The 21,384-nt window shown below is 58.3% G+C and carries 17 protein-coding genes; 10 read left to right on the plus strand and 7 right to left on the minus strand.

Translation table 11 applies throughout. The annotated features are described in order from the left end of the window. Positions 1-475: 475 nt before the first annotated feature. Together egtB and egtD are read left to right on the plus strand one after the other, a co-directional pair. On the plus strand, positions 476-1,741 hold the full coding sequence (gene egtB / locus ACP90_RS18365; RefSeq protein WP_088665201.1) for an ergothioneine biosynthesis protein EgtB: 1,266 nt from the start codon (positions 476-478) through the stop codon (positions 1,739-1,741). Then, positions 1,741-2,703, plus strand: a complete 963-nt coding sequence (gene egtD / locus ACP90_RS18370; RefSeq protein ID WP_082809941.1) for an L-histidine N(alpha)-methyltransferase — start codon at positions 1,741-1,743, stop codon at positions 2,701-2,703. The genes egtB and egtD overlap by 1 nt, the downstream gene beginning before the upstream one ends. Positions 2,704-2,792: 89 nt before the next feature. Here egtD and ACP90_RS18375 read toward each other — a convergent pair whose 3' ends face one another. After that, positions 2,793-3,683, minus strand: a complete 891-nt coding sequence (locus ACP90_RS18375; protein WP_082809777.1) for an alpha/beta hydrolase — start codon at positions 3,681-3,683, stop codon at positions 2,793-2,795. Positions 3,684-3,996: 313 nt separating this feature from the next. Between ACP90_RS18375 and ACP90_RS18380 the strand changes: the two genes are divergently transcribed. From ACP90_RS18380 to ACP90_RS18395, 4 genes are all read left to right on the plus strand, one after another. Continuing rightward, positions 3,997-4,866: a MurR/RpiR family transcriptional regulator gene (locus ACP90_RS18380; protein WP_055659167.1), complete on the plus strand. Its 870-nt coding sequence runs from the start codon at positions 3,997-3,999 to the stop codon at positions 4,864-4,866. A gap of 52 nt (positions 4,867-4,918) precedes the next feature. Continuing rightward, positions 4,919-5,887, plus strand: coding sequence for a TAXI family TRAP transporter solute-binding subunit (locus tag ACP90_RS18385; RefSeq protein ID WP_023000225.1), 969 nt, complete (start codon positions 4,919-4,921; stop codon positions 5,885-5,887). 184 nt (positions 5,888-6,071) lie between these two features. Next, positions 6,072-8,708, plus strand: coding sequence for a TRAP transporter permease (locus tag ACP90_RS18390; protein WP_062491755.1), 2,637 nt, complete (start codon positions 6,072-6,074; stop codon positions 8,706-8,708). Next, positions 8,705-9,136, plus strand: coding sequence for a universal stress protein (locus tag ACP90_RS18395; protein ID WP_023000227.1), 432 nt, complete (start codon positions 8,705-8,707; stop codon positions 9,134-9,136). The genes ACP90_RS18390 and ACP90_RS18395 overlap by 4 nt, the downstream gene beginning before the upstream one ends. Before the next feature lie 4 nt (positions 9,137-9,140). Here the strand turns inward: ACP90_RS18395 and ACP90_RS18400 are convergent, their stop codons facing one another. Further along, positions 9,141-10,028 (minus strand): LysR family transcriptional regulator, encoded by an 888-nt coding sequence (locus tag ACP90_RS18400; protein ID WP_062489216.1) that lies wholly within the window; start codon positions 10,026-10,028, stop codon positions 9,141-9,143. A gap of 95 nt (positions 10,029-10,123) precedes the next feature. Here ACP90_RS18400 and ACP90_RS18405 point away from each other — a divergent pair, with 95 nt between their 5' ends. Beyond that, positions 10,124-11,383 (plus strand): Xaa-Pro peptidase family protein, encoded by a 1,260-nt coding sequence (locus ACP90_RS18405; protein ID WP_062489217.1) that lies wholly within the window; start codon positions 10,124-10,126, stop codon positions 11,381-11,383. A gap of 8 nt (positions 11,384-11,391) precedes the next feature. Here the strand turns inward: ACP90_RS18405 and ACP90_RS18410 are convergent, their stop codons facing one another. Next, positions 11,392-11,976: a hypothetical protein gene (locus tag ACP90_RS18410; RefSeq protein WP_286145768.1), complete on the minus strand. Its 585-nt coding sequence runs from the start codon at positions 11,974-11,976 to the stop codon at positions 11,392-11,394. A gap of 78 nt (positions 11,977-12,054) precedes the next feature. Then, positions 12,055-13,455: a selenium-binding protein SBP56-related protein gene (locus ACP90_RS18415; protein ID WP_031269032.1), complete on the minus strand. Its 1,401-nt coding sequence runs from the start codon at positions 13,453-13,455 to the stop codon at positions 12,055-12,057. 442 nt (positions 13,456-13,897) lie between these two features. On the opposite strand from ACP90_RS18415, the gene yghU reads away from it, so the two are divergent. The 3 genes from yghU (at position 13,898) to ACP90_RS18430 (ending at position 18,193) form a co-directional block, all read left to right on the plus strand. Then, entirely contained in the window at positions 13,898-14,767 is an 870-nt protein-coding gene (yghU, locus tag ACP90_RS18420) for a glutathione-dependent disulfide-bond oxidoreductase (RefSeq protein WP_062489222.1), read from the plus strand. Positions 14,768-15,163: 396 nt separating this feature from the next. Continuing rightward, a complete protein-coding gene (locus ACP90_RS18425; protein ID WP_062489225.1) occupies positions 15,164-16,747 on the plus strand; it encodes a Re/Si-specific NAD(P)(+) transhydrogenase subunit alpha in 1,584 nt (527 codons plus the stop codon). 12 nt (positions 16,748-16,759) lie between these two features. Further along, positions 16,760-18,193, plus strand: coding sequence for an NAD(P)(+) transhydrogenase (Re/Si-specific) subunit beta (locus tag ACP90_RS18430; protein ID WP_023000234.1), 1,434 nt, complete (start codon positions 16,760-16,762; stop codon positions 18,191-18,193). Between the two features lie 315 nt (positions 18,194-18,508). Here the strand turns inward: ACP90_RS18430 and ACP90_RS18435 are convergent, their stop codons facing one another. Genes ACP90_RS18435 through ACP90_RS18445 form a run of 3 tightly spaced genes read right to left on the minus strand, consistent with a single transcriptional unit; the run spans position 18,509 to position 21,374 of the window. After that, positions 18,509-19,507 (minus strand): ABC transporter ATP-binding protein, encoded by a 999-nt coding sequence (locus ACP90_RS18435; protein WP_062489227.1) that lies wholly within the window; start codon positions 19,505-19,507, stop codon positions 18,509-18,511. Beyond that, entirely contained in the window at positions 19,504-20,538 is a 1,035-nt protein-coding gene (locus ACP90_RS18440) for a Gfo/Idh/MocA family oxidoreductase (protein ID WP_082809778.1), read from the minus strand. Before ACP90_RS18440 ends, ACP90_RS18435 begins: the two co-directional genes overlap by 4 nt. Continuing rightward, positions 20,535-21,374, minus strand: coding sequence for a carbohydrate ABC transporter permease (locus tag ACP90_RS18445; protein ID WP_023000237.1), 840 nt, complete (start codon positions 21,372-21,374; stop codon positions 20,535-20,537). Before ACP90_RS18445 ends, ACP90_RS18440 begins: the two co-directional genes overlap by 4 nt. Positions 21,375-21,384 lie beyond the last annotated feature (10 nt).

Below are 21,384 nucleotides of genomic sequence, written 5' to 3' on the forward strand. Positions count from 1 at the left end.
CCGTCCGAATAAGTCAAGTGAAGTTCATCAGGAAAACACGGAGGCCGCCCGAGACAGGCAGTGCGGCGCTGCTGCGAAGGGCCATTTCAAGCTGACGCGAAACGATTTTCGCTTCCCTCACATCAATGTGAACTCTGGTTGCAGCAACTCCTGACACACCCTGTCAGTAGCTGTTTTTTAGGATGGGTTTCGACGGTCACACCTGAAATGCGGGAAGGCAAAACGCAAAACTTCCATCACTCTCAACAACTTGGTGACTTTCCGCACCCGATCCAACCGATTGAAGACAAATCTGAACAATGTTCTTTTTTATCAACAATACGCAACCAAGTGCCTTGATCGCGCATTTGTGCACAGGACCGGTGCAATTTCCGACATTGGAATGCCCCGTTCGCTGCCTACCTAGAAGTCGCTTGGTGGCAGACACAGGTCCGGCTGGAGGCACAGCAGCCGGTTCCCGCGTGGAGGGATTGACATGACATTGCTGGATGAGCGGACGCATGAAGCGCCTCTTTCCGCCGTTACCGACCTGTTTGATCGGGTCAGGGCACAGACACTTGCTCTCGCCGCCCCCCTCAGTCCGGAGGATATGGGGCTGCAATCCATGGAGGATGCCAGCCCGCCCAAGTGGCACATGGCACATACCACCTGGTTCTTCGAAGAATTCATCCTGAAGCCTTCGCTGCCTGGCTATCAGCCACGCGATGATCGTTTCGCCGTGCTCTTCAATTCGTACTACGTACAAGCCGGCCCGAGACATACCCGGTCGAGACGGGGCCTGCTTTCGCGGCCCAGCGCCACCGACGTGCTTGACTACCGCTCACATGTCGAAGACGCCCTGCGTGAAGGAGTTGCCCGAAACGCCTTTTCGCTCGAACAGGACAAGCTTGAAGAGCTGATTACCCTCGGCTGTCATCATGAGATGCAGCATCAGGAACTGCTGGTCACCGATCTACTCCATGCGTTTTCCTTCAATCCGCTGCTGCCCGCCTATGTCGAACCAAAACCGGCACCGGTCAGCGCGGTTGAAACCGCCGAATGGGTTTCCTACGACGGTGGTCTTCTCGAAATCGGCCACGACGGGACCGGCTTTGCGTATGACTGCGAAGGGCCACGTCACAAGGTCTGGCTGGAGCCCTATCGTCTTGCGGATCGTTCCGTGACAAACGGCGAGTGGATCGCCTTCATGGAAGATGGTGGTTACTCAACCCAAACGCTCTGGCTGATGGAAGGCTGGGCCGTGCGAGAGAAGAACGGTTGGGATAGCCCCCTCTACTGGTGGCAGCAGGACGGTCAATGGTGGACCTATACCTTGCAGGGTCCACGTCCGGTTGATCTTGCGGCACCGGTTGTCCACGTCAGTTACTACGAAGCGGAAGCCTTTGCCCGCTGGGCAGGTCGCCGGTTGCCGACGGAAGCAGAGTGGGAAGCCGCTGCAGAGCCGACCCCGATCGAAGGCAATTTCCTGGAAAGCGGAGCCTTTCAGCCTGTTGGCCGCAGGCCCGGTCTTTGGGGCGATGTCTGGCAATGGACCAGCAGCGCTTTCAGTCCCTACCCAGGTTTCCGACCACCCGAGGGGGCCATTGGCGAATACAATGGCAAGTTCATGGTCAACCAGATGGTGCTGCGCGGCGGGTCCTGCGCGACCCCGAAGGAACAGTTGCGGTCGTCCTACCGCACCTTCTTCTATCCACACCAACGCTGGCAGATGCTCGGCCTGAGGCTGGCGGGAGATCAATGATGACCAAGCATGTTTCTCCCGAGAACCAAACGGACGAGAACCAGTCGGATATGTTTCGCGACGACATCCTCTCCGGTCTCTTCAAGGATCAGAAGGCGATCAGCAGCAAATGGCTCTACGACGATGTCGGGTCACATCTGTTCGAAGCGATCACCGAACTGGATGCCTATTACCCGACCCGAACGGAGATCTCGATCCTCGCCCGGAATGCCAGGAAATATCGCCGTCTGCCGGGCGCACGCGGAGCGATGGTCGAACTGGGCAGCGGGTCCAGCCGCAAGACAGACCTGTTGCTGAATGCCTTTCCGGACCTGTCCGTCTACATGCCGATCGACATTTCGGCCAATCACCTGAAAGCTGCCGCCGAACGGGTGCGCCGCGCATACCCGTCATTGGCGGTAATCCCGGTTGCTGCCGATTTCACACAGCCCTTCGGACAACTGCCGTTGCTGCCCGAGTTGCCAGTGCTGATCTTCTTTCCCGGTTCCACGATCGGCAACTTCGAGAAAACCGAGGCAGCGACACTCCTGGCGAACATTCGCTCAGCCATGCCGGAGGCCAGCCTGGTTATCGGTGTGGACCGGCCAAAGGATGCAAAACTCCTGCAGGAAGCCTATGACGATCCAGCCGGGATCACAGCAGCCTTCAACCAAAATCTTTTGCAGCGGATCAACAGGGAACTGGATGGCGATTTCGACCTCGCCGCCTTCGCACACAAAGCCATCTGGAACGAGGTCGAAAGCCGTATCGAGATGCATCTGGAAAGCCTAGTTCAGCAGCAGGTCTCCATCGCCGGGGAAACCGTCGCATTCGCAAAGGGCGAGACAATCCACACGGAAAACTCGCACAAATACAGCGAGGAAGCGTTCGAAGGCATCGCCCGCGAGGGCGGATGGCAGATCACGGACGTCGACAGCGACGAGAACAACTGGTTCTCGGTCTATACGTTGCAGGCTGCCTAAAGCCCTTCGACTCGGGTCACCTAACAGATGCGGGTGAGGCAGAGTTTCAAGGCCTCACCCGCCACTTACTCAAAGGTTCAGCCTGAAGCTTATTCGATCTGTGCGATGAATCCGGCCAGCACCCTGTTGAACCGGTCTGGATACTCCCAGAACATCATATGGCCACCAAAGGCCTGCACCGAGCTGTTGGGCGTATGGACGGCAAGGTAGGTCTTGGCACTGTCGGACCAGTGATCGGCGATCACGAAGGCCGACGGCAGCTTCGCATCGACCTCCTTGGCCGTCTCCAGGTAATTGCTGAAATTTCCGGCCGCCAGATAAGCCGCGGCCACGAATGGTGGCGACTTGGTCGACTGGTCAACAATCCAGCGGGACAGTTCCGGCGTGTAGTCCTGTTCGATCATGACCTCGTCGGCATACCAGTTGATGACGTTGCGTTGGCCTTCAGCTGACTGAATGCCGCTGTAAAGTTCCGCAATTTCCGCGACACTTCCCTCAGCCCAGTCGCCGTCGTTACCGGTTAGCGGTGTCGGCGAAAGATCGATGCACATATGGGCGGACGCAGCATCCACAGACCTTGTCTTGATGAATTCCCAAGTGGTCAGGCAACCGAATGACCACCCCACCAGCACCGGCTTTTCGACATTGAGATGATCAAGCAACTTTGCAAGGTCAGCCCCCTGGGTAACGTAGTTATTGCCTTCCAGTGTCAGCGTCGAGCGGCCGTGGCTTCGAGGATCGAAGGTGATGACCCGGTGCTCTTTCGCAAAGGCCTCGATCTGATGTTCGAACACCTGTGTGGTGAAGGTCCAACCGGGAACAAACACGATCGGAAGACCCGATCCGTGATCCTCGTAATAGAGATCGACCCCGGGCTCGACTTCAAAGAAGTCACCGGCAATTGCCGGAGCTGCCATTGCAAGTGTCAACAGCACCGACCGGGCACATGTGGCCAAAGTTCTCGATGTGTAGTCAGTCATGTCTCTCTCCCCTTATGGTCACAGGAAAAGCGCAATGCCCCCAAGGGATTATATCATTAACAAAACCTTAACGTGTATTAAAATTTCAAAAATCTATTTATGCGTGTATTTTTATCAGTGACGTTTTGAGCAGGTTCCGAGAACCTTCATCACCGCGCCAAACCACTCGGACAGGGACATTTTACTGCCTTGCGAGTGCGGGCAGGACGGGCAAAACCGTAGGAATTTCCGGTAGAAAGGGAGGGATCGTTTTCAACGCGAAACATTTGTTTCACAAATTGACAATGTAAAAAACAAATGGAACAGTAACCGGATGGAAACCATTTCGCCGCCCCATCTTCGCACCGCAATTTCGGCCAATTATGCCGACCTGAGCGATGCATTGCGTACGGCAGCGGATTACATTGCGGAAAACCAGGTGGAAATCGCCACCCGCAGCCTGAGGTCGGTCGCATCGGCCAGTGGTGTTTCGCCGGCGAGCTACACCCGACTTGCAAGGGCACTGGGTTTTTCAGATTACGAAGCGTTGCGCGAACAGGCCCGGAACGAGTTGAGCCACCGTGGGCGGGACACGTTTCAGGACAAGGCCAGGAAGCTGCGCTCGGATGCCGACCTGCCTCTGCTGCCACGCCAGGTTTCCGCTTGCATCGACAACATCAAGGCACTGGTGGACGACATTGATCCGGCCGTTCTGGATGCTGCCGTCGACCGGCTCAGCCAGTCCCGCAAGATCATCCTGATAGGTGCCCTCGCCTCAGCAGGTTTCACGGACTATTTCGCCTATCTGGCCAAGTGGTTCGATGACAGGTGGGTCGTAGCCGGGCGCAATGGTGCCACTCTGGGCAGCACGCTTGCCGGCATTACATCGGCCGACACGGTCATCGTCCTATCCAAGCACCCTTATGCCCACCGTTCGGTACGCGCGGCAAAAGTGGCGGCAGGAAATGGTGCACAGGTGATCGTCCTGACCGACAGCCACGCCTTTCCAGGGTTGCAATTCGCAAATTACCACTTCATACAACGCACTGAAAGTCCACACTTTTTTTCGTCTTACGCAGCCACGCTTGTGCTTATCGAAACCATTACAGGCATGCTGGTTGCGCGGGCCGGAGCCGAGGCGGAAGCCCGGATCCAGGAGGTCGACAGACACAATCGTCTGCTCGACGAATTTGAAAACGTCTAGCGTGGATCGCCATGCCGGACACAAGAATTCAAACAAAGGGAAGCCAAGTCAAATGATGATGAAACTGAACCTTGCGGGCGCCGTCATGGCGACCAGCATCGCATTCACCGGCGCAGCCTCTGCAGAGCAATTCATCACCATCGGCACTGGTGGTGTGACTGGCGTTTACTATCCGACCGGCGGAGCCATTTGCCGGCTCGTCAACAAGGGCCGCAAGGACCATGGCATTCGTTGCTCCGTGGAATCCACCGGCGGGTCCGTCTACAACATCAACACGGTACGTGAAGGCGAACTGGAGTTTGGTGTTGCCCAGTCCGATTGGCAGTATCACGCTTACAACGGTACCTCGCAGTTCGAGGAAAAAGGCCCGTTCGAAGACCTGCGAGCCGTTTTCTCCGTGCACCCCGAGCCGTTCACCGTCGTTGCCCGCGCCGATAGCGGCGTCACGTCCTTCGAGGACCTGAAAGGCAAGCGGGTCAACATCGGCAACCCGGGTTCCGGTCAGCGCGGCACCATGGAAGTTCTGATGGAAGCGATGGGCTGGTCCACGGATGACTTCGCGCAGGCGACCGAGCTGAAGGCTGCAGAACAGTCTGCCGCCCTCTGCGACAACCAGATCGATGCCATGGTTTACACGGTCGGCCACCCGTCCGGTTCCATTCAGGAAGCGACCACGGCGTGCGATTCCAAACTCGTGAACGTTGACGGCCCGGTTGTCGGAAAGCTGATCGAAGACAACAGCTACTACCGCAAGGCAACCATCCCGGGCGGCATGTATCGCGGCAATGACGAAGACGTCACCACCTTCGGTGTCGGCGCGACCTTCATCACGTCCGCCAAGGTGGACGATGAAGTCGTCTACACGCTGGTCAAGTCAGTGTTCGAGAACTTCGATGCCTTCAAGAAGCTGCATCCTGCCTTTGCCAACCTGAAGCCGGAAGAAATGGTGAAGGACGGCCTGTCCGCACCGCTTCATCCGGGTGCTGCGAAGTACTACCAGGAACAGGGCTGGATCAACTAATCCTTGCCAACATTTCGGGTCCGGACCATGTCCGGGCCCGTTTCTCTGCTGCGGCCCATTGAACGACATTTTGGCCAAGGCATTTCTTGAATGAATTAACAGATGCCACGGGCTGCGTGGCTGTCGGGTGCCAGCCGAGCGCAACGCCAATGTTGTGCTTCAGCCGGAAGACCGGGGGAACTTCATGTCTGAACAGAACCAGCCGAACGGACGGGACCAACGACAGGGACTATCCGAAGAAGAACTTCAGGAACTCGTCGCCTCCTCCGACTCCGGGTCCAGGAACCCTGCCGGATCCGTCGGGATGATGATCGCCACCGTGGCCCTGATCTGGTCCTGCTTCCAGGTTCTGCTCGCCTCCCCCATCGTCTACTACGTCCTGCCGTCGGACATCATCAATAACAGCCGACAGGTGCATCTGGCGTTTGCGATGTTCCTGGCATTCATGGCCTACCCTGCACTGTCGAGCAGTCCGAGACACCGCGTCCCGATCCAGGACTGGGCCCTGGCGTTTTTCGGCGCCTTCATTTCGCTTTACGGCTTCTTCTTCTACGACAAGATCGTTGCCAACGGCGGTCTGGCCGACGACACCGACAAGTGGTTCGCCCTTGCAGGTATCGTGGTCCTGTTTGAAGCCGCACGCCGGGCACTCGGCCCGGCCATGGCCATCGTCGCAACCGTATTCCTGCTCTACGTCTTCTTCGGCTCCTCAGAATGGGTCCCGGAGGTCATCCGCTGGAAGGGCGCTTCGCTGCAAAAGGCGATGAGCCACATGTGGATCACGTCGGAGGGTGTCTTCGGTATCGCGCTCGGTGTCTCCACCAAGTTCGTCTTCCTGTTCGTGCTCTTTGGCGCCTTGCTGGACAAGGCGGGTGCGGGCAACTACTTCATCAAGATGGCCTTCGGCGCGCTCGGTCACCTGAAAGGTGGCCCGGCCAAGGCAGCCGTTGTCGGCTCTGCAGCCACCGGCCTCATCTCCGGCTCGTCCATCGCAAACGTCGTTACCACGGGCACATTCACCATTCCGCTGATGAAGCGCGTCGGCTTTACCTCTGAACAAGCGGGATCGGTCGAGGTCGCATCATCCGTGAACGGCCAGATCATGCCGCCGGTGATGGGCGCCGCCGCCTTTCTGATGGTCGAATATGTCGGCATTTCCTATGTCGACGTGATCACTCACGCCTTTCTGCCGGCCGTGATTTCCTACATCGCGCTGGTCTATATCGTGCACCTTGAAGCCGTTAAGCGGAACATGCCAACCATCGGGCACAAGACCGTTTCAACCCTGCGCACGATCATCGGAATGTTCGTGTTTTTCGCGGCCTTTGCCGCTCTTTGCTATGGGGTGCAATACCCGGTCGGCTGGATTGTCGCCCTGGTACCGGAAGGCGCGTCGTGGATCCTCGCGCTACTGGTTTTCCTTGCCTATATCGCTCTGTTGAAACTGGCTGCCAGCGTCGATGACCTTCATCCGGACGACCCCAATGCCAAGGAGATCACGCTTCCGGATATTTCCCAGATCTACAAGGCTGGTCTCTACTACCTGCTCCCGATCGTCGTGCTCGTCTACTTCCTGATGATCGAGCAGAAGTCACCGGGCCTTTCAGCCTTCTGGGCAACGGCTCTGCTCTTCGCGATCCTATTGACCCAGCGTCCGATCAAGGCGATCTTCCGGGGCGAGAACGAGACGGTCGAAGCCTTCAAGGAGGGCGTCAACGACCTCGTCCACGGCATGATCGACGGTGCCCGCAACATGATCGGCATCGGCCTTGCGACCGCAACAGCCGGCATCATCGTCGGCACGGTCACCCTGACCGGCATCGGCCAGGTGATGGCAGATCTCGTCGAGTTCGTATCCGGTGGCAATCTGGTGCTGATGCTGGTCTTCGTCGGCGTCCTGTCGCTGATACTTGGCATGGGTCTGCCGACAACGGCCAACTACATCGTGGTGTCTTCACTGATGGCCGGGGTCGTGGTCGAACTCGGCGCGCAATCCGGACTGATAGTTCCGCTCATTGCCGTGCACCTGTTCGTCTTCTATTTCGGCATCATGGCGGACGTAACGCCACCCGTGGGTCTCGCCTCCTTTGCCGCGGCGGCGGTGTCAGGAGGCGATGCCATAAAGACCGGGTTCACGGCATTCTTCTATTCTCTGCGGACGGTCGCCCTGCCCTTCGTCTTCATCTTCAACACCGATCTTCTCCTGATCGACGTCACGGTGACCCAGGGCATACTCGTCTTCATCATGGCGACGATTGCCATCCTTGTGTTTACCGCAGGCACCATGGGCTATTTCCTGACCAAGAACAGGATCTACGAGAGTGTTGCCCTGGTGCTGGTCGCCTTCGTGCTGTTCCGTCCGGATTTCTTCATGAACCGGATCCAGCCTCCGTTCGAGATCGTCTCGCCGGACCGTTTCGTCCAGGCAGTTGGCGATGCACCTGCAGGCAGCGAGATCCGTCTGGTGCTGAGTGGTCCGGACTTCGACACCGGCAACACGATGGAAACGCGCATTGCGATCACGCCCGGAAGCGAAGACGGGGGCGAAGCCAGATTGCAGGCGCTTGGCCTGACGACCCTCGAAGAAGACGGTGTTCTGAAGCTGGAGGAACCCTTCCCGGGGACGCCCTACTTCGAACAGCTCGGTACGTTCGACTTCTACGGCGACGAACCCGTGGTCGTTAAAGAAGCTCGCCTCGAGGCGGATCAGTTGCCGAAGGAGCTGATCTATATCCCGGGGCTTCTGCTTCTGGCCCTTGTCTTCATGCTCCAGCGCGCCCGCGCAGGCCGGACCAACCGTGAAGAAGGAGTAGCGGCATGACGAAATCCATCTTGTGCGCCGTCGACGTCCAGCAGGTCGACGACACCAAGGTTCTGGAAACGGCCGACAAGCTCGCCCGTCTGGACGGTGCCCAGCTCGATGTGATCACGGTCGTCCCGAGCGCCGGCATCAATCTTGTCGCTTCCTATTTCGACGAGAACTTTCAGGGTCAGATGGTGGCGGAAACCCAGAAAAAGCTGGTCGAGAAGGTCTCAAGCGTCCTCGGGGCGGAAAGAAACAGCGAAATCCGGCATCTGGTCGCCACCGGCTCCATTTACGAGGAAATCCTGGAAGTCGCGAAAAAGACCGGGGCAGACCTTATTGTCATTGGCGCCCACCAGCCGCATTTGAGCGAATTCCTGCTCGGACCAAACGCAGCACGGGTCGTCCGTCACTCGAAATGTTCGGTCTATGTGGTGAGGAACTGACGCCTCAGCCGGCTTCCAGCAGCGCGGATTTCAATCGCTCGGCCTCCGTGCCGAGCGGCCGCATGTTCGGCCAGGCGATGTAATAGCCCATTCCCGTCTTGAGCGTAGCGCCTTCCAGCGGCACGAGCCTTCCCGAAGAAATCTCTTCTCGCAACAATGGCAAGGCGCCAAGCGCAATGCCGAGCCCCTTCAGGGCCCGCCCTATAGACTGATTGTAGCTTGCACATGACTGAACAGGCCAATCTTTCAGATCCAATCTCCCTGTCCGCTGGATCCAGCCTGTCCAATCGATCCAGTTCGGAGCAAGACGCGGGTAGTTGAGAAGCGCCGGCTGTTTCCCACCACCTCCTGACCGCAGGGCGTCAATAATCTCCGGCATTCCGACAGGTGTCAGGACCTCCTGAAACAACAATTCCGACTGCCAGCCCGGAAACCGGCCGTCCCCGTGCAGGATGACAAGGTCGTGCTCTGGTTTGAGCAGGTCTCCCAGATCGTCTGCTGTTGCCAGATTGAACAGGCAGGCTTCGTCTGACAGTGCAAATTCCTTGAGCTTAGGCTGGAGCCAGAAGGCAGCAAGTGCCGTCACAGACGCAATCCGCACGACAGGCCTCTCCGGCACTTTCAGCGCACTCAGCGCCTGCGTCAGATAATCCAGCGTCATACCGGTCTTCTCGGCAAGATATGTTCCTGCTTCTGTCGGCAGAAGCCTGCGACCGGACCGCTCAAACAGGTCGACGCCCAGCCAGTCTTCGAGCTGCCGAATGCGTTTGGAAACGGCGGCCTGGGTCACGAAGAGTTCTTCGGCAGCCTCTGTAAAGTTCAGATGACGCATGGCGGCTTCAAAGAAGACCAATGTGTCGAGCGGCGGGAGTGATTTTCGATAGGCTTGCATTACTGGAGGTTATCCAATGACCCGATTTTTTCCAGTCTTTTAAAGAATCGAAGCTCGCCCGATATTCCATCCAGTTGAACTGGAGACGATGACAAATGGCGGAACTGGACTGGCACGCGGAGCGCAGCGACCTTCAGGGACTGGCGCAGCTTGACCGCGCACCCGAGGTGGAAGGGATCGATCTGGTGGCCGTGCGCACATACCGGCAGCAGCGTGTGCGGCAAAAGATGGCTGAATATGGTGTTGATGCGGTAATCCTCTCCGACCCGGTCAACATCCGCTATGCGACCGGCACGCGGAACATGCAGGTTTTTTCCATGCGCAATGCCCCGTCGCGCTACCTGCTGCTGACCCAGAACCGCTCCATTCTATTTGAGTTCACCGGCTGTCTTCATCTTGGAGAGGGCTATGAAACCGTCGACGAGGTCCGCCCCTCTAAAACCGCGAGCTTCGTCGCTGCCGGTCCTCATATTGCAGAGCGCGAACGCGCATGGGCGGCGGAGATGGCGGATACCATTCATGAGCTGACAGGCTTGAAGGACGCCACGGTGGGGCTGGAACGGCTTAATGCGGGAACAGCCATCGCGCTGAAAGAAGCCGGACTCAACGTGGTCGACGCGCAGCAACCCGTGGAGATGGCGCGCGCGATCAAATCGCCGGAAGAAATGAAATGCGTGATTGCTTCGTTGCGCGCGACGGAAATAGGCGTCGGCAAGCTGCGTGAAGCAATTCGCCCGGGGCTTACCGAAGCCGAACTCTGGTCAGTGCTGCACAAGTCGATCATCGCGCAGAACGGCGACTATGTCGAAACGAGGCTGCTGAATGCTGGCGCGCGCACCAATCCATGGTTCCAGGAAACATCTGACAACGTCATCGGCGCGAACGAGCTGATAGCCCTCGATACGGATGTTGTCGGCTGCCACGGTTATTATGCCGACTTTTCACGCACCTTCCACTCCGGCCCGGACCGGCCGACGGACACCCAGCGCGAACTTTACAAGGTCGCCTACGAACAGGTTCACTACAACATGGGCATTCTGAAACCCGGAATGAGCTTCCGGGAATATGCCGATCGGGCGTGGAACATCCCCGACCGCTACTATGCAAACCGTTACTATCTGTCTGCCCATGGCTGCGGCATGACCGGCGAATACCCCTACCTCTATCACCATGGCGACTTTCCGGACGCCGGTTATGACGGTGTCGTGGAACCGGGCATGACACTATGTGTCGAAAGCTACATTGGCGAGGATGGTGCCAAGGAAGGCGTCAAGCTGGAGCAGCAGATCCTGATCACCGAAACCGGCATCGAGACCCTGTCGATGTTTCCGTTCGAGGCACATCTGCTGACCTGATGAGCAGCTCAGCTCCGGAGCGCCAGGACAAGGGCAAACAAACCGACGAAAACGAGGCTGGCTGCCCAGACCCTGTCCAGGTTGAACCACGCCTTTTGCAGGAACCGCAGGCCCAGCCAGAAATAGACGCCGATGGCCAGCAGGCCACCGGCAAGCGCCATGGCGAGCGTGTGGACCGCGGCCACGAGCAACGCCATCCTCAAATCTGCCCCCATGAGAGTACCGGCCGCCGCGTGGCCGGCCTCCTGCTCCATTGCGCAGATACCCAGGTAGATCGGCACCAGCATGAGCCCTGCCCCATGGGCAATCGCCACCAGAAAGGACCAGAGGCCAAGCTTCGCCGGTGAAATACGGGCCAGAAAGCGCGGATGGCGATCAGCGATCAGCAGGTACAGCCCCATGCCGATCACCAGACAGGCGGCGCCAATGCGGATTTCCCGTTCCAGGGAAACCAGCGTGATCATTGCCGAAAAAGGCAAGAGAACAACCAGCATTGCCGCCAGATGCCCGACCGCCAGCAGCAACAAAGCACGCGGCAGGGCCAACGCGCGTTGTTCCATCAAGGCAGCCGACACCGCCAGCGGCCACCCCATGCCCGGGTTCACGCCGTGATAGAGACCAGACGCAATGACGGCCCACCAGAGAGCCGACAAACTCGCCTCTTCCAAAACCTAGACCGACGGGAAGCAGAAACTGTCGGTAGAGCAGTCCCCGCCTTCAAGCCGGATCTGGTGCGACCTGTAGCCCGCCGGGAATTCGACCCAGAAATCCGGATCGAGCGTCAATCCGCCACCCGCTCCAACACGGGCCATCACCATCGCGGCGCCGCGCTCGCCAGGATAGAACTGTTCGTCCCAGGTGGAATAGAGCGAGTTGGTCCAATAGACGCGCTGACCATCCCGGCTGATCTCGACCATTTGCGGTCCGTAACCGAAGTCCTTGCCGTTCGGATGTTTCGTCTTCTTCACGATCCCGCCGATCTCGACCTTGCCGGCGAGCGTCGGGTTCATTGGGTCGGAGACATCATACTGATGCATTTCACCGGTGCCCCAGCATGCGACATAGAGATATTTGTCATCGAGACTCAGGTCGATGTCGGTCACCAGCGGTGGAACTGCGGAAAACCCCTTCAGCATTTCAGGCAGGTCTGCGGGATCGGCCGGCTGCGGGTCGATGGTGATGGTCTTCCTGGCTTCAAACGTGCCATCGTCCTTGCGCCACCAGGTGAAGATCGCCCCTTGCAAGTTGGTTGTGTCGACGACAACGCCACAAAAGCCGTATTGTTTGGCGGGATCGTGGGCAGGGCGAACCTCGAGCGCCATCTGGTGGTTTTCGCCCAGATCGATGGTCTGGATGTTCTTTCGCCCGCGCAGATCCCAGAAATGAAGGCTGTGGCCGTATTTATTGGACAGAAGGTCTTCTGCAACGAGACCGTTCTCGAACTGCGGCGGCAGTCCCCACTCCGATGACACCATGTAGTCGCGCGGCAGGTTCCACCAGAAATCATAGTGTTTGTCTTGGATGCCACGATCCATTTCATACCGGCCGAGAATGTCGAAGGTTTCGCAGTCCATGATGAAGATGCCCGGAGGCCCGTCGGTGCCATCCGCACCGCCTCCTCCAAGGGTCGAGACATAGATGCCTTCCGGCCCGCAATGAATGGTGTGCGGGCGGGAATAGCCTGTCTTGGCGAAGACTTCTTCCGGTTCGATGATCTTGTGAATTTTCGCTTGAAGCGGCTCTTTCACGTCAACGACGTAGATGCGCGACGACCGGATGCCCGGGATGATCAGGTAACGGCGCTCGAGAAAGGCATGCCCTGTCAGCGGCGACAGCGCCGAGGAACAGGCGTTCCACCCGAAATGGTGGAATTCGTCTCCCTTGTTCGGCATGAAGACGGTATGCACGATCTTGCCGTAGTCAGGACTTTGCGGATCGACATTGACGACAGCCAGACCATCGGGTTGAGAGAAATCTGGACTGAGCATCAGGGTGAAAGCCAGCTTCTCAACCGGCGCTTCCATAGCCATGCGCGGCGTCGGATAAAAACTCGGATCGGGCCTTAAATTCATGTCGTCCTCCCTAAACGTGATGACATTCAAGACGGGATGTCCGCATTCCTTTTCTTGTTGTTACCGACCTCCCGAATTCGTCTCCTATGCTGCTTGTGCTGCATTTTGCAGCCGGGCCGCGCCAATGATCACGGTGCCGACCATTGGCATTTCCAGATGCGACTTTAGTACAATGCCCGAAATACGATCAGGGGTCGATGGCGAAAACGCATCCTAACTTTGACGAAGAAGAAAGAACAGAAAACCTCGAAACGGGAACTTATCGCGACCCGGTTTCAACCATGTCCGATTTTGCGCAATAATTTGCCTCAGAACAAAAATCGACCCTAGGCAATCCTGCCATTGCCGCCTATTTAATCGTAAGATTGCGATGGATCGAACCAACCTTGGCTCCGATCCACGCCTTCCTTTACTGCCCGACCCGTTCCGGAGACCCTTTCACATGAGTGACCCGACCTACACCCCGCCCAAAGTCTGGACCTGGGAACAGCCGAGCGGCGGCCAGTTCGCCAATATCAACCGGCCGATTTCCGGTTCAACCCACGAAAAGGACCGGCCTGTCGGCAAGCATCCGCTTCAGCTTTATTCTCTGGCGACCCCGAACGGCGTCAAGGTGACGGTGATGCTCGAGGAATTGCTCGCACTCGGTCACAAGGGCGCTGAATATGATGCCTGGCTGATCAAGATCAACGAAGGCGATCAATTCTCCAGTGGTTTCGTGGAAGCCAATCCCAATTCCAAGATCCCGGCCCTTGTCGACCACTCGACCGAAACCCCGACGCGCGTGTTCGAATCCGGTTCCATTCTGCTGTATCTGGCCGAGAAATTCGGTGAATTCCTGCCCAAGGATCCGGCGAAGCGCACCGAAACGCTGAACTGGCTGTTCTGGCAGATGGGATCCGCCCCTTATCTTGGCGGCGGCTTCGGCCATTTCTACGCCTATGCGCCGGAAAAGTACCAATACCCCATCGATCGCTTCGCAATGGAAGCCAAGCGTCAGCTTGACGTCCTCGACAAGGCGCTGGCTGATCGCCCCTACATCGCCGGTGACGACTACACCATCGCCGACATGGCGATCTTCCCCTGGTATGGCGGAATGGTTCTTGGCCGCGCCTATGATGCGGCGGAATTCCTCTCCGTTCACGAATACAAGAATCTCCTGGCCTGGGCCCAGAAGATCGATGCCCGCCCGGCGGTTGTTCGCGGGCGCAAGGTGAACCGGACCTGGGGAGAAGATCACGAGCAGCTTCCGGAGCGTCATGATGCCGCGGATCTGGACGCAAAAGCCGCGCTGGACCCTGCTGCAGAATAAATTTTCGTCCGGCAGCGGCTCTTTCCCCAGGAACCGCTGCCGGGGTTTTACGCACGACCAGTCTTTGGTCATTTTGCCTTGATATGTGTATAGGGCCGGGAAAATTTACTAATTCCGGGCCCTATTTGAGTATTCCGACTGCCGAATGCCCTCGCCCACAGTTTCCGATACCCCTATTTTGTAAATCCCGTGAAATTTATATCGCGCTGCTCTCACTGTGCAGTGCGGTAATACCCTCCAAATTCAATCGCAAGACACCTTGTCATAAGTAATATTTTCGTTTCTAAATTCGCAGCACGTTTGTGAGGGACAGGACGCACGGGGGGAGTTTGTTAGCCAATCCGGCCAACTTGCCCTTACCTGAGGCCAATTCCTCGACACTTGCTGGAGAGACGTATGCCAGAAGCCCTAAAGATCGGCACACCAAAGGAAACCTTCCCCGGGGAGAACCGTGTGGCGATGACACCCGAATCCGCAAAGCAGCTGCAGAAGCTTGGCTTCTCCTGCCTTGTGCAAAGCGGAGCCGGGACCGCCGCCGGATTTTCCGACCAGGCTTATGAAGAAGCCGGCGTTGAAATCGTCAAGACTGCCGCAAGTCTTTGGAAGAAATCGGACATCGTAACCAAGGTCCGGCAGCCCGATGACAAGGAATTGGGCTATCTGACAAAGGACAAGACCCTGATTTCCTTCTTCAACCCGGGTGGGAACACCGACGGGCTGGAAAAGGCGAAGGAATCGGGCGCCAGCGTCATTGCCATGGAGATGGTACCGCGTATCTCGCGTGCCCAGAAGATGGATGCTCTCAGCTCCATGGCCAACATCGCCGGATATCGCGCCGTTATCGAGGCGGGCAACAATTTCGGCCGCTTCTTCACCGGCCAGATCACTGCTGCAGGCAAGGTACCGCCTGCGAAGGTACTGGTTGTGGGAGCAGGCGTCGCGGGTCTTGCGGCCATCGGCACATCCACGTCGCTCGGCGCGATCACCTATGCATTCGACGTGCGCCCGGAAGTGGCCGAGCAGGTCGAATCGATGGGCGCTGAATTCGTTTATCTGGATTTTGAAGAAGAACAGCAGGATGGCGCTGCGACCGGCGGTTATGCCAGCGTTTCCTCACCAGAGTTCCGCGAAGCCCAGCTTGCAAAATTCCGGGAACTGGCTCCGGAGATGGACATTGTCATCACCACGGCACTAATCCCGAACAGGGATGCACCGAAGCTGTGGCTGGAAGACATGGTCAAGGCCATGAAGCCGGGCTCGGTCATCGTCGATCTTGCCGCCGAACGCGGCGGCAACGCGGAAGGAACGGTCAAGGACGAGAAGGTCGTCACCGACAATGGTGTCACGATCATCGGCTATACCGACTTCCCCTCGCGCATGGCCGCTCAATCGTCCACGCTTTATGCCACCAACATCCGCCATATGCTGACCGACCTGACGCCCGAGAAGGATGGTCAGATCGTCCACAACATGGAAGACGACGTCATCCGTGGCGCGACCGTGACCCATGAAGGCGAGATCACCTTCCCGCCGCCGCCTCCCAAGGTGCAGGCAATCGCGGCGAAATCGAAGGAAAAGCCGAAGGAACTGACGGCGGAAGAAAAGCGTGCGCAGGAAACTGCCGCCTTCAAGGCACAGACCAAGCAGCAGGTGACCCTGCTGGCGGTCGGTGGCCTGCTTCTGCTGCTGGTGGGCCTCATCGCCCCGGCCAGCTTCATGCAGCATTTCATCGTTTTCGTGCTTTCGGTATTCGTCGGTTTCCAGGTGATCTGGAACGTCAGTCACTCGCTGCACACGCCGCTGATGGCTGTCACCAACGCCATTTCGTCGATCATCATTCTCGGTGCGCTGATGCAGATCGGATCCGGATCGTTCCTGGTCATCCTGCTGGCAGGCCTGTCCGTCTTCATGGCCGGGATCAACATCTTCGGCGGTTTCCTCGTCACCCGGCGCATGCTCGCCATGTTCCAGAAATCCTAAGGAGGCCGGCAGATGGAATTCGGTTTCACGACCGCCGTTTACGTTGTTGCGGCTGTTCTGTTCATCCTGTCTCTGGGAGGCCTTTCCGGCCAGGAAAGCGCCAAGCGCGCCATCTGGTACGGCATCGCCGGCATGGGACTGGCCGTTGTTGCCACCCTGATCGGTCCGGGCTCCGGCCTGTGGCTCCTGTCTCTCATCCTGATCGCTGCCGGCGGCATCATCGGTTATTTCGTGGCGCAGCGCGTTCAGATGACCGAAATGCCCCAGCTGGTCGCCGCCATGCACTCACTCGTGGGTCTGGCAGCCGTCTTCGTCGGCTACAATGCCTATATCGAGCTCGGCAACGTGCTGGCGATGGGCGAGGAAGAACGCAATGCGCTTGAGGGCTTCGCCGCTATCCTGGCGCACAAGACCCCGATCGAACAGTCGATCCTGAAGGTTGAAGTGTTCCTTGGCGTCTTCATCGGTGCTGTCACGTTCACCGGCTCTGTCGTCGCTTTCGGCAAGCTGGCCGGCAAGCTGACCTCCAAGGCGGAAAAACTGCCTGGTGGCCACATGCTGAACGCCGGTGCGGCCGCACTCAGCGTCATCTTGTTGCTGATGTTCCTGAACGGGGCCGGCATCTGGACGCTGGTACTGATGACGCTGCTGGCGTTCTTCATCGGTTACCACCTGATCATGGGCATCGGCGGCGCCGACATGCCTGTTGTGGTGTCGATGCTGAACTCCTATTCGGGCTGGGCCGCGGCCGCCATCGGCTTCTCGCTTGGCAACGATCTGCTGATCGTCGTCGGCGCGCTCGTGGGTTCTTCCGGTGCGATCCTGTCCTACATCATGTGCAAGGCGATGAACCGCTCGTTCGTCTCCGTTATCCTCGGCGGCTTCGGCAACACCACCGGTCCGGCCATGGAAGTGGAAGGCGAACAGATCGCCATCGACAGCGATGGTGTTGTTGCGGCGCTTGAAGATGCCGACAGCGTCATCATCGTTCCGGGCTATGGCATGGCAGTTGCCCAGGCACAGCAATCGGTCAGCGAACTGACCAAGCGCCTGCGCTCCAAGGGCAAGGAAGTGCGCTTCGCGATCCACCCGGTCGCAGGTCGTCTTCCCGGCCACATGAACGTGCTCCTGGCCGAAGCCAAGGTGCCGTATGACATCGTTCTGGAAATGGACGAGATCAACGAGGACTTCCCGTCAACGGATGTCGTGATCGTCATTGGTTCCAACGACATCGTCAATCCGGCTGCCCAGGAAGACCCGAACTCGCCTATCGCCGGCATGCCGGTTCTGGAAGTCTGGAAAGCGAAGCAGGTCTTCGTTTCCAAGCGCGGCCAGGGCACCGGTTACTCCGGCATCGAGAACCCGCTGTTCTACAAGGAGAACACGCGCATGTTCTACGGCGACGCCAAGGCCAGCCTCGACAAGCTGCTGACCCAGATCGGCTAAGTCTGAGTGACGAGATATCGAGAAGCCGTCCCGGGAGACCGGGGCGGCTTTTTTTTGATGGCAGAGCCCCTCCCCCTCCACCGTCATTCCGGACAAGCGCAACACAAGTTGTGCGCCGATCCGGAACCCAGATATCAGCGTGAACGCAGCGAACACCGTTGCACTTTCAAGCTCCGTGTGCCGTTGGCACGAATATGTCTGGATTCCGGATCGGCGTTCGGCTTCGCCTTACTTGTCCGGAATGACGGCTCCAAAAAACAAAGGCCACCGGGATCACTTCCAGGTGGCCTTTGTGTTGTTTCTAAAAGAAGTGCCCTATCCGCGAAGCCGGGCGCCGTCCTTGTCGAAATAGAACGACTTGCCTTCCGCGATGCCGAAGCTCAACTCAGCACCCGGCTTGATCTCGTGCTGGCCGAAGAGCCGTGCAGTGATCTGCTGGTCTTGCACCTTCGCGATCACGTTGGTGTCGCCGCCGAGCTGTTCCACATGCTGCACAGACGCTTTCAGTTGCCCCTGGTCGCTCAGGAACAGGTCTTCCGGGCGCACTCCCAACGTGCGGGCATCGCCTTCACTGACCAGGCTTGCGGGCATGAAATTCATGGCCGGAGACCCGAGGAACCCTGCCACGAACTGGTTGACCGGATTGTTGTAAAGCTCCATCGGGCTGCCGATCTGCTCGACGCGGCCAGCGCGGAGAACCACGATCTTGTCGGCCAGCGTCATGGCTTCGGACTGGTCGTGGGTCACATAGATCATTGAGGTCTTGAGTTGCTGATGCAGGTTGGCGATTTCCAGCCTTGTGTTCATACGCAGCGCTGCATCAAGGTTCGATAGCGGCTCGTCGAACAGGAACAGTTTCGGATGGCGCACGATGGCCCGGCCGATCGCGACACGCTGGCGCTGGCCACCGGAGAGTTCCGACGGATAGCGATCGAGATAGTCCTCCAGGTTCAGCATGCGGGTCGCCTCGGCAACGCGCTGGTCGATCACCTGCTTGCTCTGCTTTTCCTGCTTGAGCGCCAGTGTCATGTTGTTGCGCACGTTCAAATGCGGATAAAGCGCGTAGCTCTGGAACACCATGGCAATGCCGCGTTTGGACGGCGGCGTCGTGTTCACGATCTCCCCGCCGATACTGACCTCGCCGGAGGAGACGTCTTCAAGACCTGCGATGACCCGCAACAAGGTGGACTTGCCACACCCTGACGGTCCGACGAAGACGACAAACTCGCCGTCTTCCACTTCGAGATTGATGTCCCTCAGGACATGGACGTTGCCGAACGACTTGTTGACGTTGGTCAGGGTTAGCGCCGTCATGGCGTTAGCTCCTTTAGCATGACTGAGTGACCGGTGCGGATGCTTTCGTCGGCGGCAAGGCATATTGCCAGAGACCGGACGGCATCCTGCATGTGCCGGTTGAGATCGATGTTTTCCGAAATCGCACGAAGCATGAAAGCCTGCTCGGCGTCGCAAAGTTCCTGATGGCCGGGTTCACCCGGCAGATCGATGCGCCGGTCACCTTCCGGGCGATGGACCAGAAGCCCGCCGACCCTGGTGTGGCCGTCAACATCGGCCGATGCACCCTTGTCGTCCTCGACTATCGAAACGGAGCCTGCGGGCGAAACGACATCCTTCACGAAGAAGGCGGTCTCGGACATCATCGGCCCCCACCCGGCTTCGTACCAGCCGACCGACCCATCGTCGAAGAAGACCTGAAACTGGCCGTAGTTGTACATGTCCGGGCCGATTTCGTCGGAAAGCCGCAGCCCCATGCCGTGCACCTTCACGGGTTCGGCGTCGGTAATCTGGCACCAGACATCGACATAATGCACACCGCAATCGACGATGGGAGCAGTCGTCTGCATCAAGGCCTTGTGGGTTTCCCACTCCGCTCCCGAGCTCTGCTGATTGAGGTTCATGCGGAAGACATATGGTCCGCCGAGCCCCCGCGCCTCCTCAATCAGCCGTACCCAGGACGGATGATGCCGCAGGATATAGCCGACCGCGAGTTTGCGGCCGGTTTCCCCGGCGCAAGCGACCACCCGCTTTGCATCGGCCACGGTTGTCGCCAGCGGTTTTTCGACAAATACATGAGCGCCTGCCCGCATCGCCGCAACCGCATAATCCGCATGGGTGTCAGAATAGGTGGAGATCACCACCAGATCCGGTTTTGAGGTGTCCAGTGCCTGCGCGTAATCCGTGAACACCGGATAGCCAGCAAGATCCGGATGGGTCACCCGTCCGGAACGGTTGACGAGACCGACGATCTCGGCGTCCGCATGTTTGTGGTGAGCCAGGGCGTGGGAAAGTCCCATGTTGCCAAGGCCGACGATCAGAACCCGGATCATTTGACAGCTCCCGAGGTAATGCCGCGAATGAGCTGGCGTGAGAAGATGACGTAAAGAACGAGCACCGGCAGGATCGCCATCGAAAGCGCGGACAGGACCGCGTTCCAGTCGGTAACGAACTGGCCGATGAACACCTGACTGCCAAGGGTCAGGGTCTTGGTTTCTTCAGCAGGCGCCAGGATTAGCGGGAACCACAGATCATTCCAGATCGGGATCATGTTGAAGACTGCGACCGTCGCCATCGCCGGGCGCACGAGCGGCAGCACAAGGCGGAAGAAGATCGTGTATTCCGAGAGCCCGTCGATACGTCCGGCGTTCTTCAGATCGTCTGACACCTGCCGCATGAACTCGCTCAGGATAAAGACAGCCAGTGGCAACCCCTGCGCCGTATAGACCAGGATCAGCGCCATCAGCGAGTTGACCAGACCGGTGGCAACCATCATTTCCAGAATGGCCACGGTGCCGATCCGGATCGGGATCATGATGCCGAGTGCCAGATAAAGGCCCATCAGCATGTTGCCCTTGAAGCGGTATTCGCTCAGGGCAAAGGCCGCCATCGCCCCGAACAGCAGGATGAAGGTCAAGGACACAACAGTGACGATCATGGAGTTCTGGAAGTAGAGGAAAAAATCCCCCTGCTTCATGACCGTCTGGTAGCCGATCATCGAGAAGCTTTCGGCGTCCGGCAGTGCCAGCGGTTCCCTGAAGATCGCCTTGCGGGTCTTGAAGCTGTTGACCAGGATCACGAAGACCGGGAACAGCGCGATCAGCGTATAGAGGATCAGGGCGCCGTGCATGGCGGCGGTGTTGAGCGGGTTGGTACGCGCCTTGTTCATGTGACGGCCT

Source organism: Labrenzia sp. CP4 (genome assembly GCF_001579905.1).
GTDB classification, from domain to species: Bacteria; Pseudomonadota; Alphaproteobacteria; order Rhizobiales; family Stappiaceae; genus Roseibium; species Roseibium algicola.

Coding starts and splice junctions, on each gene's coding strand:
- egtB (WP_088665201.1), top strand. CDS start 476: ATGACATTGCTGGATGAGCGGACGCATGAAGCGCCTCTTTCCGCCGTT.
- egtD (WP_082809941.1), top strand. CDS start 1,741: ATGACCAAGCATGTTTCTCCCGAGAACCAAACGGACGAGAACCAGTCG.
- ACP90_RS18375 (WP_082809777.1), bottom strand. CDS start 3,683: ATGACTGACTACACATCGAGAACTTTGGCCACATGTGCCCGGTCGGTG.
- ACP90_RS18380 (WP_055659167.1), top strand. CDS start 3,997: ATGGAAACCATTTCGCCGCCCCATCTTCGCACCGCAATTTCGGCCAAT.
- ACP90_RS18385 (WP_023000225.1), top strand. CDS start 4,919: ATGATGATGAAACTGAACCTTGCGGGCGCCGTCATGGCGACCAGCATC.
- ACP90_RS18390 (WP_062491755.1), top strand. CDS start 6,072: ATGTCTGAACAGAACCAGCCGAACGGACGGGACCAACGACAGGGACTA.
- ACP90_RS18395 (WP_023000227.1), top strand. CDS start 8,705: ATGACGAAATCCATCTTGTGCGCCGTCGACGTCCAGCAGGTCGACGAC.
- ACP90_RS18400 (WP_062489216.1), bottom strand. CDS start 10,028: ATGCAAGCCTATCGAAAATCACTCCCGCCGCTCGACACATTGGTCTTC.
- ACP90_RS18405 (WP_062489217.1), top strand. CDS start 10,124: ATGGCGGAACTGGACTGGCACGCGGAGCGCAGCGACCTTCAGGGACTG.
- ACP90_RS18410 (WP_286145768.1), bottom strand. CDS start 11,976: ATGGGGTGGCCGCTGGCGGTGTCGGCTGCCTTGATGGAACAACGCGCG.
- ACP90_RS18415 (WP_031269032.1), bottom strand. CDS start 13,455: ATGAATTTAAGGCCCGATCCGAGTTTTTATCCGACGCCGCGCATGGCT.
- yghU (WP_062489222.1), top strand. CDS start 13,898: ATGAGTGACCCGACCTACACCCCGCCCAAAGTCTGGACCTGGGAACAG.
- ACP90_RS18425 (WP_062489225.1), top strand. CDS start 15,164: ATGCCAGAAGCCCTAAAGATCGGCACACCAAAGGAAACCTTCCCCGGG.
- ACP90_RS18430 (WP_023000234.1), top strand. CDS start 16,760: ATGGAATTCGGTTTCACGACCGCCGTTTACGTTGTTGCGGCTGTTCTG.
- ACP90_RS18435 (WP_062489227.1), bottom strand. CDS start 19,507: ATGACGGCGCTAACCCTGACCAACGTCAACAAGTCGTTCGGCAACGTC.
- ACP90_RS18440 (WP_082809778.1), bottom strand. CDS start 20,538: ATGATCCGGGTTCTGATCGTCGGCCTTGGCAACATGGGACTTTCCCAC.
- ACP90_RS18445 (WP_023000237.1), bottom strand. CDS start 21,374: ATGAACAAGGCGCGTACCAACCCGCTCAACACCGCCGCCATGCACGGC.